Genomic DNA, 14,652 nt, shown 5'->3' with positions numbered 1-14,652 from the left:
CGTACGTTCCTCTTCGATGATTAAGCGTCAGTTGGACTTCGCCGTGATCCACACGGTGATGGCGACGAGCGCGCCGATGCCGAAGATCCAGACGAACAGACCCTCGGACACCGGTCCGAGCGATCCCAGGTCCATGCCGCCGATCTGCACCGACTCCTGCTGGAAGAGCAGGGCCGAGATGATGTCGCGCTTGTCCTCGTCCGACAGATTCAGGTCGCCGAAGACGGGCATGTTCTGCGGTCCGGTGACCATGGCGGCGTACATGTGCAGCGCGCTGGTGCCGGTCAGGGCGGGCGCGTACTTGCCCTCGGTGAGTGCTCCACCCGCCGCGGCGACGTTGTGGCACATGGCGCAGTTCACGCGGAACAGTTCGGCTCCGTGTGCGACGTCGCCCTCGCCGTCGAGGATGCGCTCCTCAGGGAAGGTCGGACCGGGGGCCTCCGACTGCACGTAGGAGGCCATTGCGAGGATCTGCTCCTCGGTGAACTGGGTCGGCTTCTGCGGCGCCTGCGGGCTCTGGTTCTGCAGCGGCATGCGGCCCGTGGACACCTGGAACTCGACCGCCAGTTCGCCGACGCCGAAGAGGCTCGGACCGTTGGGCGTGCCCTCCAGGTCGAGACCGTGACAGGTCGCGCAGTTGGCGGTGAACAGCTTCTCGCCGTCTTCCACCGTCAGCTCGGTCGCCGCTGTCGGCGCGTCGGATGCCGCGAATGCGGCGGAGGCGCCGGCGTACACGGCACCGGTGATCATGAGGCCTGCTCCGATGAGCGCGGCCGCCGCCAACGGGCTGCGGCGACCGCCAGAACGGCGCTTCTTCTCTCGTGCCATCTCGGGGATCAGCTCCGCTCTTATTTCAGGAAGTAGATAACGATGAACAGCACGATCCAGACGACGTCGACGAAGTGCCAGTAGTAGGACACCACGATCGAGGAGGTCGCCTCCTTGTGCCGGAAGTTCTTGACCGCGTAGGCGCGCCCGATCACGAGGAGGAACGCGATGAGTCCGCCGGTGACGTGGAGGGCGTGGAAGCCCGTCGTCAGGTAGAAGGCCGAGGCGTAGGAGTCGGCGTTGATCGGCATGCCCTCCGCCACGAGCTGCGCGTACTCCCAGACCTGACCGGAGACGAAGATGGCACCCAGGGCGAAGGTGAGGAAGAACCACTCGACCATGCCCCAGCCGAACATGCGACGGCGTCCTGCGCCGTTCTTCTGCCCCTTGGCGATCTTGTACGGCTGCAGGTCTTCAGCGGCGAAGACGCCCATCTGGCAGGTGAACGACGAGAGCACCAGGATCGCGGTGTTCACAGCCGCGAAGGGGACGTTCAGAAGTTCCGTGCGGTCGGCCCAGAGCTCCGGGGAGGTACTGCGGAGCGTGAAGTAGATCGCGAACAGTCCCGCGAAGAACATCACCTCGCTGCCGAGCCACACAATGGTGCCGACAGCTACCGGATTGGGCCGCTTGATCGTTCTCGCCGCCGGGGCATACGTCGCTGAGGTCGTCACCCTTCCATTATGGCCGATGCGCGGGGGTGATTCTCGCACCGGAGCCCGTCGTTTTCCCCGTCGATCACTTAGGGGACCCTAAGAAAACCCTGCGAATGCGACGTGAATCCGCGGGAAACGGCGGATGCCGCAGTGGCGGGCCTCGGGCGTGATCCCGCTGCACGTTTTCCCGGCGCCGATAGGATCGCAGACATGGCTGATTCCCTGACCTGGTCCGACGTGCTCACCTCCCTGCTGGAGCGCCGTGACCTCAGCGTCTGGGAGTCCACCTGGGCGATGCGTCAGATCATGCGAGGCGAGGTCTCCGAGGCTCAGCTCGCCGGTTTCCTCATCGCGCTCCGAGCGAAGGGCGAGACGATCGACGAGATCGTCGGCTTCCGCGATGCCATCCTCGAAGCCGCCGTGCCGCTGCCGGTGTCTCCCGACGTGCTCGACATCGTGGGCACGGGCGGAGACAGGGTCGGGACGGTCAACGTCTCCACCACGGCGGCGATCATCATCGGCGCCACGGGCATCCCGGTCGTCAAGCACGGCAACCGCGCCGCGAGTTCGGCTTCCGGCTCGTCCGACGTGCTCGGGGCGCTCGGCCTGGAGCTCTCGCTCGACCCGGCCGCCGTGGCATCCGTCCTCGACCGCACCGGCATCACATTCGCCTGGGCCGGGGCGTTCCACCCCGGCTTCCGGCACGCCGGTCCCGTGCGCGCCCAGCTCGGCGTTCCGACGGTGTTCAACATGCTGGGGCCGCTGTGCAACCCCGCGCGAGCCGAGGCGAACGCGGTCGGCGTCGCGCAGCTCGAGCGGGTGCCGCTGATCACGGGAGTGTTCCGCACGCGCGGGGCGACAGCACTCGTCTTCCGCGGTGACGACGGGCTCGACGAGCTCACCACCACCGGGCACAGCCGGATCTGGGAGGTCACCCGCGGGGACATCCACGAGCACGACCTCGACCCGCGTGATCTGGGGATCCCGATCGCCGATCTCTCCGACCTCATCGGCGGCTCGCCGCAGCACAATGCCGAGGTGCTGCGCCGGACTCTGGCGGGGGAGGCGGGGGCGGTGCGCGACATCGTCCTGCTCAACGCCGCCGCGGGCATCGTCGCCTTCGAGCTGTCGCAGGATGCGACGCAGGCGCAGCGCCCGATCCTCGAGCGGCTGCGTGACGGATACACACGGGCCGCGCAGGTCGTCGACGACGGTCGGGCTCTCGCGAAGCTCGACGAGTGGATCGGCGTGAGCAGCCAGCTGGCGGCCGGCGAGGCGTGATCATGGACCCCGTCGATGCCCTGCTCGAGATCGCCTCCCTGCTGGAGCGCGAGCGGGCGTCACGGTATCGCGCGAAGGCGTTCCGCCAGGCGGCTGCGACCTTTCAGGACCTTCCTGACGACGTGCAGCGGGATCCCACGCGTCTGCGCGCTGCGCGGGGGATCGGCGAGTCGACGTTCGCCGTGATCCGGCAAGCGCAGTCGGGTGAGGTGCCGGCCTATCTGGTCGAGCTCCGGGGCGATGTCGAGCCCGAGATCGTCTCCGAGCTGCGCAAGAAGCTGCGGGGCGACCTGCACGCGCACACCGACTGGTCGGACGGCACGACGTCGATTGCCGTGATGGCCGCCGCGGCACGTGCGCAGGGCCACGAGTACCAGGCCATCACCGACCATTCGCCGCGCTTGAAGGTGGCGCGAGGTCTCTCCGCCGAGCGGCTGCGCGAGCAGATGCCGCTGGTGCGCGCTGAGTCGGGTGACGGCTTCACGCTCCTCGCGGGGATCGAGGTCGACATCCTGGAAGACGGCTCGCTCGATCAGGAGGATTCCCTTCTCGGCGAGCTCGACATCGTCGTCGCCTCGGTGCATTCCAAGTTGCGTATGGACGCCCGCCCGATGACCGCACGCATGATCGCGGCCGTCTCGCACCCGCGGGTGAACGTGCTCGGGCACTGCACCGGCCGACTCGTCGAGGGCAGCAGGGGGACGAGGCCGCAGTCGCAGTTCGATGCAGCTGCGGTGTTCGCGGCCTGCGCGGAGAACGGCGTCGCGGTGGAGATCAACTCGCGCCCGGAGCGTCAGGATCCGCCGGACGAGCTGATCGCGATCGCTCTGGAAGCCGGTTGCCTGTTCTCGATCGACTCCGACGCGCACGCTCCTGGGCAGCTGTCCCTGCTCGATCACGGGGCGGAGAGGGCCGAGCGCGCGGGTGTCCCGGCGTCGCGGATCGTCACGACCTGGGGTCTGTCGCGCCTGCTGTCGTGGGCGGGGTGACGAGGCGACGGGAGAGCCGGACGCGTCGGGCCCGATCGGTCGTGCTCACCTGATCGGTCGTGCTCAACCGGCCGCGAGTGCCGCCTCGGATACCGCGGTGACGACGCGGGTCATGGAGGAGCCGAGGTTCCACTTCTCGGCGAGTGCCGTGGCGGCGTCGGACTCGGCGGGATCGAGGGCGTGGAGCGGCGCGTCGGGTGCCGAGATGGGCAGTCCGGTCGCCACCGCGACGACCGTCGGTGCGACGTCGAGGTAGGCGGAGGCGGCGAGGATCTTCGATCGCACTCCGGCGCTCATCCCCTCGCCGGCCTCGGCGGCCTCACGGATGCCCTCCAGATCGCCGTGCACCTGGAGCAGGGTCGCCGCGGTCTTGTCGCCGACGCCCGCCACTCCGGGCAGCCCGTCGGACGTGTCGCCGCGCATGGTGGCGAAGTCGGCGTACTGCGAGGGCAGCACCCCGTACTTCGCGACGACGGTCGCGTCTGTGACGACCTCGAGGTTGCTCATGCCCCGCGCCGTATAGACGACGCGCACGTCGCGGGCGTCGTCGACCAGCTGGAAGAGATCGCGGTCGCCTGTCACGATGTCGACAGGCATGGTGGCATTCGTCGCGAGGGTGCCGATGACGTCGTCGGCCTCGTGCTCGGCGACGCCGATGATCGGGATGCCGATGGCCTCGAGCGTCTGTCGGATCAGCGGGATCTGCGCCTCGAGCGGATCGGGGACCTCTTCGATGTCGGGTGCGCCGGGCACCACCTCGACCACGCGGTGGGTCTTGTAGCTGGGGATGAGGTCGACGCGCCATTGGGGGCGCCAGTCGTCGTCCCAGCAGGCGATGACGTGCGTGGGCTGGTAGAGCGTCACGAGCTTCGCGATGATGTCGAGCAGACCGCGGGCGGCGTTGATGGGGGAGCCGTCGGGTGCCTTCACCTTGTCGGGGACGCCGTAGAAGGCGCGGAAGTAGAGGCTGGCGGTGTCGAGCAGCATGAGGCGGTCGGCGCGGGGCATGGACACAGTCTGGCACTCGCGGTTCCGCGTCAGCAGCCTGGCGATGACGGCTTCTGATCGCAGGTGTAGGCGACGAGCGCCGTGTGGGCTTCGAAGATGCGGATCTGCTGCGACGGGCCATCGGCCGTGAGCTCCCCTTCGACGGGGAACCACCCGGTGCCCAGATCGACCTCGGCGGCGTAGCGGACGTCGACGTCGGCGCTGAACGTGCCGCGTTCGCGGTAGACGTGGCTCGTCGCGGTCGGCGTGAACTGCGCCTGGCCGAGGGATGTCCAGCTCTGCCCGCCGGTCGTCGTCGTCGCGTCGGAGCCGTCGCCGTAGTGGAACTCGAACGCCGACGGAGTGAACCGGACGGACACGGGCGCGCCGAAGATCGTCCCTGAGGTGGTGGTGACGGGTGCCGTCGCCACGAAGTTCGTCGGCATGCCGACAATCCCGAGGTTGGACGGTTCGCCGGCGAGCGGAGTCGCCGCGGGGGCGAACTGTGCCAGGTCGGTGATCGTGATCGCCGGGATGCCAGGCGTGGGGTTAATGGAACCCGTGACGTCAGCGTCAGAACGGCGCGGATCGATACAGCCGCGGGGTCTGCTCTTGTCACGCAAACAGAGTTCGTATTCGCTGGGTAGCGTCGGCATCAGCAAGTCGACCTTGCCGGGCCGCGGAGCTGAGTATCCTGGCCAACTCGGCGCGGAGGGGGTGCTCGACTGTTGTTTAGTTCCAGACACGGAGACGGCGCGACCGTCGGAGGAGATCATCAGACCGCTTCCATTCAGCGAGTCATCATCCGATGCTGTGAACGGGAGTATCAAGAGTCCTATGGCGATGAGGCCAGTCGCTGTTGCCGATGGAAACCTCATCCGGTTACAGATCGCAATCGGTCTCGTCCGAATGCTCGGCGGATGCAATCAGAAGATCCCCGTCCTCGACGACGAAAGACACGTTAATTGCGTACGTCCCGGATCGTTCTGGACTTACGTGCGATACGCCAGCCTCGTCCGTGATGAGGACGCCGCTCACGTCGACGCACACCCTCGCTAGTACCTCCGATGTCGAGAGTTTGACGTCGAGAGGAACAAATCCCGTGACGATGTTCGAGCCCGAGATGGTGAGTCCTTCAGCGCTGAGGGTCGAAAGGTTCTTTCGATCGCCGGACTCGAATTCCCCAGTGCTTCGAGCGAAGACTGGCTCGAACGATCCCGGGTCATCTAGATCCACCTCGTTGAGTGCGTCGATGTATGCCCGGTACGTCTCCTCCGCGGCCGCGAACGCCTCCTCCTCTGACGCGAAGGCGGGTGTCGGAGTCGGCGTCGGCTGCGGAGTGGGGGAGCAGGCGCTCACCAGAAGCGAGAGCAGGACGAGCCCGCAGACGGGAAAGAGCGCATCGCGGTGGAGAATCACCCGGCCACCGTAGGCGGAATGAGCGAGGGCCCGCCGGAGTTATCCACAGGGAGGCGACGTGAAACTCGGCTGGCAACGGCATCCGTACTTCTGATAGCCTGAGATGTCACTCGTGGCACGCCTCCGCGTGCCCTCGTGTCGAAATCACCACAATCCAACCGCTGTGAAGCATGCAGTCGGCCGCGCGCGGCCGTTGCCTCACAGCCTGAGTCTCCATCCAACAAGGACAACCCACTACATGACTACCGCAACGACCGCCCCGGCCACCAAGCAGGTCGCCATCAACGACATCGGATCTGCTGAGGACTTCCTGGCCGCGGTCGAGAAGACCCTGAAGTTCTTCAACGACGGCGACATCATCGAGGGCACGATCGTCAAGATCGACCGCGATGAGGTTCTGCTCGACGTCGGCTACAAGACCGAGGGCGTCATCCCCTCGCGCGAGCTCTCCATCAAGCACGACGTCGACCCCAACGAGGTCGTCAAGGTCGGCGACGAGGTCGAGGCCCTCGTTCTCCAGAAGGAGGACAAGGAAGGCCGCCTGATCCTCTCCAAGAAGCGTGCGCAGTACGAGCGCGCCTGGGGAGACGTCGAGAAGATCAAGGAGAACGACGGCGTCGTCACCGGTACGGTCATCGAGGTCGTCAAGGGTGGACTCATCGTCGACATCGGCCTCCGCGGCTTCCTGCCCGCGTCGCTCATCGAGCTGCGCCGCGTCCGCGACCTCACGCCGTACCTCGGCCAGGAGATCGAGGCGAAGATCCTCGAACTCGACAAGAACCGCAACAACGTCGTGCTCTCGCGCCGCGCCCTGCTCGAGCAGACGCAGTCCGAGTCGCGCACCACGTTCCTCAACAACCTGCACAAGGGCCAGGTCCGCAAGGGCGTCGTCTCGTCGATCGTCAACTTCGGTGCGTTCGTCGACCTCGGCGGCGTTGACGGCCTCGTGCACGTCTCCGAGCTCTCGTGGAAGCACATCGAGCACGCCTCCGAGGTCGTCGAGGTGGGCCAGGAGGTCACCGTCGAGATCCTCGAGGTCGACCTCGACCGCGAGCGCGTCTCGCTGTCGCTGAAGGCGACGCAGGAGGACCCGTGGCAGGTCTTCGCCCGCACCCACGCGATCGGACAGGTCACGCCGGGTAAGGTCACCAAGCTCGTTCCGTTCGGTGCGTTCGTGCGCGTCGCGGACGGCATCGAGGGCCTCGTCCACATCTCCGAGCTCTCCAGCAAGCACGTCGAGCTGGCCGAGCAGGTCGTCTCCGTCGGCGAAGAGGTCTTCGTCAAGGTCATCGACATCGACCTCGAGCGTCGCCGCATCTCGCTGTCGCTCAAGCAGGCCAACGAGTCGGTCGACCCCAACGGCACCGAGTTCGACCCGGCCCTCTACGGCATGGTCGCCGAGTACGACGAGAACGGCGAGTACAAGTACCCGGAGGGCTTCGACGCCGAGACCGGTGCCTGGAAGGAAGGCTTCGACGCTCAGCGCGAGGCATGGGAGCAGGAGTACGCTGCGGCCCAGGCTCGCTGGGAGGCGCACAAGGCTCAGGTCGCGAAGGCGGCAGAGGCCGAGGCGGAGGCCGGTGCCGACTTCGGCGGCCAGGTCTTCTCCAGCGAGGCGACCGGTGCCGGCACCCTCGCCGACGACGAGGCGCTCGCGGCTCTGCGCGAGAAGCTCTCGGGTGGCAACGCGTAAGCACCACACTGCAGAACGGGTCGTCACACTCCCCTCGGGGAGCGTGGCGGCCCGTTTTTCTGGGTTTCAACAGAGCGTTTCCGCTCCGTGACCGAACATTACGTCCGCATTCGTAACATTCGCCACACTCGGACAGCATGGGAGTATGACCGCCCTGCTCCCCGCGTCGCGCACCGCCGACGCTCCGACTTCGGCAGGTCTCGCCCAGGCCGTCCGCCTCGAGGGGGTCGAGCGATCGTTCCCGCTTCCGCAGGGACGCCGCGAGGTCCTCGGCGGAGTGGACGTCGACATCGCCGCCGGTGAGATCGTCGCTGTCGTCGGCCCGTCCGGATGCGGCAAGTCGACGCTGCTGCGCCTCGTCGGCGGTCTCGACGCGCCCACGCGCGGCAGCATCCGTCTCGACGGCACCCGGGTCGCCGATGTCGACGAGCGCACCGCCGTCGCCTTCCAGGAGCCGCGCCTGCTGCCGTGGCGTACGCTCGCTCAGAACGTCGAACTCGGGCTGCCGCGCGGCACCGGCCGGCGCGCGGGGAAGGAGCGCGTGCGCGAACTCCTGCACCTCGTGGGTCTCGAGCATGCCGCCGACCAGCGTCCGCGCGAGGTCTCGGGCGGAATGGCGCAGCGCGCCTCCCTCGCCAGGGCACTCGCCCGCAACCCCGGTGTGCTCCTCCTCGACGAGCCGTTCGGCGCCCTCGATGCCCTCACGCGCCTCCGCATGCACGATCTGCTCCTGAAGATCCACGCGGCCGAGCCCACCACCATCCTCCTCGTCACGCACGACGTGGAGGAGGCCCTCTACCTCGCCGACCGAGTGCTGCTGCTTCGCACGCTCGGCGGCGACACCGCCGATTCCGGATCCTCGATCGCCCGAACGGTCGCCGTGCCCGGCATCCGCCCCCGAGACCGCGCCGATCGCGGCCTCGCCGACCTCCGCGCCGAACTCCTCGAAGGACTCGGCGTGGACACCCATCACCGCATCACCGAGGAGTCCCGATGAGCACCATCACCCGCCGCATCATCCCTGCGATCGCCATCGCCGGGACGATGATGCTCGTCGCCACCGGCTGCGTCGCCGGCGAGAACGCGAAAGCGGATGCTCCCGAGAGCGAGGCGACGGCGGGCGCGACCGAGTGGTCCGCCGACACGCTGTCGATCGACTTCGCCACCTACAACCCTCTGAGCCTCGTCATCAAGGACCAGGGCATTCTCGAAGACATCCTGGGCGACGACGTCGCGGTCGAGTGGATCCAGTCCGCGGGCTCCAACAAGGCGAACGAGCTGCTGCGCTCCGGCTCGGTCGACGTCGGCTCCACCGCCGGCTCCGCGGCTCTGCTCGCCCGCGCGAACGGGTCGCCCATCCAGGTCATCGACATCTTCTCGCAGCCGGAGTGGTCGGCGATCGTCGTCGGCCCGAACAGCGACATCACCTCGGTCGAAGATCTCAAGGGCAAGTCGGTCGCCGCCACGAAGGGCACCGACCCCTACTTCTTCCTGCTGCAGGCGCTCGAAGAGGGCGGCCTGACGCTCTCCGACGTCGAGGTGCAGAATCTGCAGCACGCCGACGGCCGCGCGGCTCTCGACGGCGGATCCGTCGCCGCGTGGGCGGGACTCGACCCGATCATGGCTGCGGCCGAGGCGGAGTCGGGCGACAAGCTGATCTACCGCAACGTCGACTTCAACACCTACGGGTTCCTCAACGCCACCGAGGACTTCGTCACCAACCACCCCGATCTGGCGCAGGCTGTCGTCGACGCCTACGAGCAGGCGCGGGAGTGGGCTCTCGAGAACCCCGAGGAGACGGCCGCGCTGCTGGCCGAGGTCGCCGGCATCGACATCGGCGTCGCCACCACGGTCATCGAGGAGCGCTCGAACCTCGACGTCAGCGGCATCCCCGGCGACGACCAGCTCGACGTGCTCGAGAAGATCGCCCCGGTTCTCGTCGAGTCGGGCGACGTGCAGGGCGGCAAGGAGTCGGTCGACAAGGCGCTGTCCTCGATCGTGAACGACACCTTCGCGAAGAAGGCGGTCGGCGGCGAGTGAGCGAACTCGACCAGCGGGTGGTCGTCCCGGCCGACTCCCGGGAAGCCCTCGACTTCGCGAAGGGCGTGCGGCGGCGTCCGGATGCCGGTGCTCGTCGCGCCTGGGATCGACCCGCCGTGCGGATCATCGGTGGGCTGCTCCTGCCCGCGGTCATCATCCTCGTCTGGCAGATCGCGACCACCGCGGGCTTCGTCGAGCCGTACCGACTGCCGGCGCCCGCCGCTGTCTTCCAGGCGGGGGTCGAGCTCGCCGAGAGCGGACAGCTGTACACGCACATCGCGATCTCCGTGCAGCGGGTGCTGCTTGGTTTCGCGATCGGCTCGGTGATCGGTCTGGCCGCGGCCGGCCTCGTCGGGCTCTCCCGCCTGGGCGACATCCTGCTCAGCCCGACGCTCGCCGCGATCCGCGCGGTGCCGTCGCTCGCGTGGGTGCCGCTCCTCATCCTCTGGATGCAGATCGGCGAGGAGTCGAAGGTCACGCTCATCGCGATCGGCGCGTTCTTCCCCGTCTACACGACCGTCGCGTCGGCGCTGCGCCACGTCGACCCGCATCTGGTCGAGGCCGGTCGTTCGTTCAGCCTGCGGGGCTGGTCGCTCTTCCGCACCGTGCAGCTGCCGGCGGTCGTGCCGTCGGTGGTCTCCGGTCTGCGGCTGGCTCTCGCGCAGGCGTGGCTGTTCCTCGTCGCCGCCGAGCTCATCGCCTCGTCGATGGGACTCGGCTTCCTGCTGACCGACTCGCAGAGCACGGGACGCGTCGACCGCATCCTCCTCTCGATCGTGCTGCTGGCTCTGCTGGGCACCATCACGAACGGCATCCTCGCGCTGCTGGAGAAGTACCTGCTCAGAAGGTGGACCTGACGGTGACCGAAGCTCGACTGCAGGAGTCGCGGAGTTACGCGCCACCTGCGGAATTCACCTCTCAGGCGAACATCGGCGCCGAAACCTATGCGCGGGCGGCCTCTGATCCGACCGCGTTCTGGGAGGAAGCCGCACGTCGGCTCGACTGGTTCACGCCCTGGCACACGGCGCACGAGTGGGAGCCGCCGACCGACGGCGCGATCCCGGCTGCGCGTTGGTTCCTCGGCGGCACCCTCAACGTGGCCTACAACTGCATCGACCGGCACGTCGAGGCAGGTCGCGGTGACAAGGTCGCGCTCCACTTCGAGGGGGAGCCCGGGGACCGGGTATCGGTGACCTACGCCGACCTGGAGCGGCGGGTGTCGCAGGCGGCGAACGCGCTGATCGCTCTCGGCATCCGGCCCGGCGATCGTGTCGTCGTCTACCTGCCGGTGCTCGTGGAGACGGTCGTCATCACCCTCGCCTGCGCTCGCATCGGGGCGGTGCACTCACTCGTCTTCGGGGGCTTCTCGGCCGAAGCCGTGCGGTTCCGGCTCGAGGACACCGGCGCGAAGCTCCTCGTCACCAGCGACGGTCAGTTCCGTCGAGGAGCGGCGACCGAGATCAAGTCGACCGCCGACGTCGCCGCGGCGGACCTGCCCGACCTCGAGCATGTGCTCGTGCTGCGCCGCACCGGTCAGGACGTGCCGTGGACGGAAGGTCGGGACGTCTGGTGGCACGACGTCGTCGACACCGCCTCGACCACGCACGAGGCGCAGCCGTTCGACGCGGAGCATCCGCTCTTCATCATCTACACGTCCGGGACGACCGGGAAGCCGAAGGGCCTCGTCCATACCTCGGGCGGCTACCTCACCCACGCGAGCTGGGCGCACTGGGCGCACTTCGACGCGAAGCCCGACGACGTGCACTGGTGCACCGCCGACCTGGCATGGGTGACCGCGCACACGTACGAGATCTACGGTCCGCTGTCGAACGGGCTCACCCAGGTCATCTACGAGGGCACCCCGGACACGCCCGATCGCGAGCGGCACCTCGAGATCATCGAGCGCTACGGCGTGACCGTCTACTACACGGCGCCCACGCTCATCCGCACCTTCATGACCTGGTTCGGCGCCGACCTCCCGGCCGGGCACGATCTCTCCACGCTGCGCCTGCTCGGCACCGTGGGAGAGGCGATCAACCCCGAGGCGTGGGTGTGGTTCCGGCGCAACTTCGGGCGGGATGAGCTTCCCGTCGTCGACACGTGGTGGCAGTCCGAGACGGGCGCCGCGATGATCGCTCCGCTGCCCGGAGCGACGACGCTCAAGCCGGGGTCGGCGACCGTGCCCCTGCCGGGCATCGATGTGGCGGTGGTCGACGAAGACGGGTCCGAGGTGGCTCCGGGGCGATCGGGCACGCTGGTCGTGCGGCGTCCCTGGCCCGGGATGGCGCGCACGGTGTGGGGCAACCCGCAGCGCTACCGCGACGCGTACTGGGCGGCGTACGCCGGCCACGGGAACTTCGGCGGCTACTACGTCGCCGGTGACGGAGCGACCCGCGACGCCGACGGCTACATCTGGATCCTCGGACGCCTCGACGACGTCGTGAACGTGTCCGGTCATCGGCTCTCGACGATCGAGATCGAATCCGCGCTGGTCGCGCACGACACGGTCGGCGAGGCCGGATCGGCGGGAGTGTCGGATGCTGTCACCGGTCAGGCCGTCGTCGCATTCGTCACGCCGTCCGGACGCGCGGACGTGGCGTCGTCGGAGTTGCGCGCCCAGGTCGCACAGGCCATCGGACCGGTCGCCAAGCCGAAGCACGTCGTCGTCGTCGCCGACCTGCCCAAGACGCGCTCGGGCAAGATCATGCGGCGACTGCTCGCACAGCTCTGGGAGGCTGAGCAGGACCGTCGCGCGGGGCGCGAGCCGCTGCCGCTCGGAGACACCACGTCGTTGCAGAATCCCTGGGCCGTCGACGACATCGCCGACGTGCTCGCCACCGCCGACTTCGCCAGGACGAACTGAGGACAACATGACCGAAGAACATCGTTTCGGGTTCCGCACCAGGGCCCTGCACGCGGGCGGCACGCCCGATGCCGCGACCGGAGCGCGCGCGGTGCCGATCTATCAGACGACGTCGTTCGTCTTCGAGGACGCCACGGATGCCGGCAACCTCTTCGCCCTGCAGAAGTACGGCAACATCTACTCCCGCATCGGCAACCCGACGGTCGCGGCACTCGAGGAGCGCCTCGCGTCGCTCGAAGGCGGCATCGGAGCTGTGGCGACGGCATCCGGCATGAGTGCGGAATTCATCACGTTCGCGGCTCTCGTCGGCGCGGGCGACCACGTCGTCGCGGCCGCGCAGCTGTACGGCGGAACGGTCACGCAGCTCGATGTCACGCTGCGTCGCTTCGGAGTGGAGACGACGTTCGTCTCATCGACTGACCCTGCCGACTACGCCGCCGCGATCCGTCCGGAGACGAAGGTCGTCTACGTGGAGATGATCGGCAACCCGTCCGGCGAGATCGCCGACATCGAGGGCCTGGCGGAGGTCGCCCACGCGGCGGGTGTGCCGCTCGTCGTCGACGCAACTCTCGCGACGCCCTACCTCGCCCGTCCGCTCGAGCACGGCGCCGACATCGTCATCCACTCGGTCACGAAGTTCCTCGGCGGGCACGGCACGACCCTCGGCGGCGTGGTCATCGAGAAGGGCACGTTCGACTGGGGGAACGGGAAGTTCCCGCAGATGACCGAACCCGTCGAGTCGTACGGCGGCATCAAGTGGTGGGACAACTTCGGCGAGTACGGCTTCCTCACCAAGCTCCGCACCGAGCAGCTGCGCGACATCGGTCCCGCGCTCAGCCCGCAGGCCGCGTTCAACCTGCTTCAGGGCATCGAGACGCTCCCGCAGCGCATCGATGCACATCTCGCCAACGCGCGGATCGTCGCCGACTGGCTTGCGTCCGACCCGCGTGTCGCGTACGTCACCTGGGCGGGACTCGACGGGCACCCGCACAAGCAGCGTGCGGAGAAGTACCTCCCGCTCGGACCCGGATCGGTGTTCGCCTTCGGCGTCGCGGCGGAAGACGGCCGCGCCGCGGGGGAGAAGCTGATCGAAAACCTGCAGCTGGCCTCGCACCTGGCCAACATCGGCGACGCGCGCACCCTGGTCATCCACCCCGCGTCGACCACGCACCGCCAGCTCACCGAGGCTCAGCTCGTGGCCGCGGGCGTGCGGCCGGACCTGATCCGCATCTCGGTCGGCCTCGAAGACGCCGACGACATCATCTGGGACCTCGACCAGGCTCTCACCACCGCGACAGGAGTGAACCGATGAGCGCGACGAACGAAGCGACGGCGGATGCCTGCGCCGTTCCTGCAGTGACGGATGCCGCGGCGTGCGCGCTTCCCGGGATCACGCCCGCGGCAATCGGGCGGACCTGGATCGGACCGAACCAGCAGGACCGCTTCGCCCTCCTCCGCCGCGCGAAGTCGGTCGCGATCGTCGGGGCCTCGAACAATCCTGCCCGGGCATCGTTCTTCGTCGCGACGTATCTGCTCTCGAGCACGGCGTACGACGTGTACCTCGTCAACCCGCGGGAGACTGAGATCCTCGGGCAGCCCGTCTACGCCTCACTGGCCGACCTCCCCGTCGTGCCGGACATCGTGGACGTGTTCCGCCGTCACGACGACCTGCCCGGCGTGGCGCAGGAGGCGATCGACCTAGGTGCGCAGGCGCTGTGGCTGCAGCTCGGCTCATGGAATGAAGACGCCGCGGCTCTTGCCGAAGGGGCGGGCCTCTCGGTCGTCATGGACCGCTGCATCAAGATCGAGCATGCGCGCTTCCACGGCGGATTGCACCTCGCCGGATTCGACACCGGCGTGATCAGCTCGCGGCGCCAGCTCCTGGGGCGCTGAGCC

At 68.2% G+C, this 14,652-nt stretch carries 14 protein-coding genes; 9 read left to right on the top strand and 5 right to left on the bottom strand.

The features are described from left to right. Positions 1-27: 27 nt before the first annotated feature. The gene (gene qcrC, locus AB3M90_RS07375) at positions 28-828 is read right to left on the bottom strand and encodes a cytochrome bc1 complex diheme cytochrome c subunit (RefSeq protein ID WP_412950999.1); all 801 of its coding nucleotides are present in this window, start codon (positions 826-828) and stop codon (positions 28-30) included. A 20-nt stretch (positions 829-848) separates the two neighbouring features. Then, positions 849-1,502 carry an aa3-type cytochrome oxidase subunit III gene (gene ctaE, locus AB3M90_RS07370; RefSeq protein ID WP_412950997.1) on the bottom strand — a complete coding sequence of 218 codons (654 nt, stop codon included), beginning with the start codon at positions 1,500-1,502 and terminating at the stop codon, positions 849-851. Positions 1,503-1,694: 192 nt separating this feature from the next. On the opposite strand from ctaE, the gene trpD reads away from it, so the two are divergent. Together trpD and AB3M90_RS07360 are read left to right on the top strand one after the other, a co-directional pair. Continuing rightward, the gene (gene trpD / locus AB3M90_RS07365; RefSeq protein ID WP_412950995.1) at positions 1,695-2,765 is read left to right on the top strand and encodes an anthranilate phosphoribosyltransferase; all 1,071 of its coding nucleotides are present in this window, start codon (positions 1,695-1,697) and stop codon (positions 2,763-2,765) included. Positions 2,766-2,767: 2 nt separating this feature from the next. After that, on the top strand, positions 2,768-3,754 hold the full coding sequence (locus AB3M90_RS07360; RefSeq protein WP_412950994.1) for a PHP domain-containing protein: 987 nt from the start codon (positions 2,768-2,770) through the stop codon (positions 3,752-3,754). 63 nt (positions 3,755-3,817) lie between these two features. Here the strand turns inward: AB3M90_RS07360 and AB3M90_RS07355 are convergent, their stop codons facing one another. The 3 genes from AB3M90_RS07355 to AB3M90_RS07345 form a co-directional block, all read right to left on the bottom strand. Next, a complete protein-coding gene (locus AB3M90_RS07355) occupies positions 3,818-4,762 on the bottom strand; it encodes a 5'-3' exonuclease (RefSeq protein ID WP_412950993.1) in 945 nt (314 codons plus the stop codon). Positions 4,763-4,791: 29 nt separating this feature from the next. Next, positions 4,792-5,187, bottom strand: a complete 396-nt coding sequence (locus AB3M90_RS07350; RefSeq protein WP_412950992.1) for a hypothetical protein — start codon at positions 5,185-5,187, stop codon at positions 4,792-4,794. A gap of 436 nt (positions 5,188-5,623) precedes the next feature. Continuing rightward, complete coding sequence (locus AB3M90_RS07345) at positions 5,624-6,160, bottom strand: hypothetical protein (RefSeq protein ID WP_412950991.1); 537 nt, start codon at positions 6,158-6,160, stop codon at positions 5,624-5,626. A 238-nt stretch (positions 6,161-6,398) separates the two neighbouring features. On the opposite strand from AB3M90_RS07345, the gene rpsA reads away from it, so the two are divergent. From rpsA to AB3M90_RS07310, 7 genes are all read left to right on the top strand, one after another. Next, on the top strand, positions 6,399-7,853 hold the full coding sequence (gene rpsA, locus AB3M90_RS07340; RefSeq protein WP_412950989.1) for a 30S ribosomal protein S1: 1,455 nt from the start codon (positions 6,399-6,401) through the stop codon (positions 7,851-7,853). Positions 7,854-7,998: 145 nt separating this feature from the next. Beyond that, positions 7,999-8,850, top strand: coding sequence for an ABC transporter ATP-binding protein (locus tag AB3M90_RS07335; protein ID WP_412950987.1), 852 nt, complete (start codon positions 7,999-8,001; stop codon positions 8,848-8,850). Continuing rightward, positions 8,847-9,893 (top strand): aliphatic sulfonate ABC transporter substrate-binding protein, encoded by a 1,047-nt coding sequence (locus AB3M90_RS07330; RefSeq protein WP_412950985.1) that lies wholly within the window; start codon positions 8,847-8,849, stop codon positions 9,891-9,893. Before AB3M90_RS07335 ends, AB3M90_RS07330 begins: the two co-directional genes overlap by 4 nt. After that, positions 9,890-10,750 carry an ABC transporter permease gene (locus tag AB3M90_RS07325; protein ID WP_412950983.1) on the top strand — a complete coding sequence of 287 codons (861 nt, stop codon included), beginning with the start codon at positions 9,890-9,892 and terminating at the stop codon, positions 10,748-10,750. The genes AB3M90_RS07330 and AB3M90_RS07325 overlap by 4 nt, the downstream gene beginning before the upstream one ends. Continuing rightward, entirely contained in the window at positions 10,747-12,756 is a 2,010-nt protein-coding gene (gene acs, locus AB3M90_RS07320) for an acetate--CoA ligase (protein ID WP_412951249.1), read from the top strand. The genes AB3M90_RS07325 and acs overlap by 4 nt, the downstream gene beginning before the upstream one ends. Positions 12,757-12,763: 7 nt before the next feature. Further along, complete coding sequence (locus tag AB3M90_RS07315; RefSeq protein ID WP_412950981.1) at positions 12,764-14,068, top strand: O-acetylhomoserine aminocarboxypropyltransferase/cysteine synthase family protein; 1,305 nt, start codon at positions 12,764-12,766, stop codon at positions 14,066-14,068. Next, complete coding sequence (locus AB3M90_RS07310) at positions 14,065-14,649, top strand: CoA-binding protein (protein ID WP_412950979.1); 585 nt, start codon at positions 14,065-14,067, stop codon at positions 14,647-14,649. Before AB3M90_RS07315 ends, AB3M90_RS07310 begins: the two co-directional genes overlap by 4 nt. Positions 14,650-14,652 lie beyond the last annotated feature (3 nt).

The organism is Microbacterium martis (assembly GCF_047246685.1).
Lineage (GTDB): Bacteria > Actinomycetota > Actinomycetes > Actinomycetales > Microbacteriaceae > Microbacterium.
The sequence above is the reverse complement of the archived record's forward strand: the minus strand, read 5'-3'. Positions and strand labels throughout refer to the sequence as shown.

Bases quoted from the DNA above. Each gene is read 5' to 3' on its own strand.
- AB3M90_RS07330 (WP_412950985.1), top strand. From the start codon at position 8,847: ATGAGCACCATCACCCGCCGCATCATCCCTGCGATCGCCATCGCCGGG.
- trpD (WP_412950995.1), top strand. From the start codon at position 1,695: ATGGCTGATTCCCTGACCTGGTCCGACGTGCTCACCTCCCTGCTGGAG.
- AB3M90_RS07335 (WP_412950987.1), top strand. From the start codon at position 7,999: ATGACCGCCCTGCTCCCCGCGTCGCGCACCGCCGACGCTCCGACTTCG.
- rpsA (WP_412950989.1), top strand. From the start codon at position 6,399: ATGACTACCGCAACGACCGCCCCGGCCACCAAGCAGGTCGCCATCAAC.
- AB3M90_RS07310 (WP_412950979.1), top strand. From the start codon at position 14,065: ATGAGCGCGACGAACGAAGCGACGGCGGATGCCTGCGCCGTTCCTGCA.
- AB3M90_RS07355 (WP_412950993.1), bottom strand. From the start codon at position 4,762: ATGCCCCGCGCCGACCGCCTCATGCTGCTCGACACCGCCAGCCTCTAC.
- AB3M90_RS07315 (WP_412950981.1), top strand. From the start codon at position 12,764: ATGACCGAAGAACATCGTTTCGGGTTCCGCACCAGGGCCCTGCACGCG.
- AB3M90_RS07360 (WP_412950994.1), top strand. From the start codon at position 2,768: ATGGACCCCGTCGATGCCCTGCTCGAGATCGCCTCCCTGCTGGAGCGC.
- qcrC (WP_412950999.1), bottom strand. From the start codon at position 828: ATGGCACGAGAGAAGAAGCGCCGTTCTGGCGGTCGCCGCAGCCCGTTG.
- AB3M90_RS07350 (WP_412950992.1), bottom strand. From the start codon at position 5,187: ATGCCGACGAACTTCGTGGCGACGGCACCCGTCACCACCACCTCAGGG.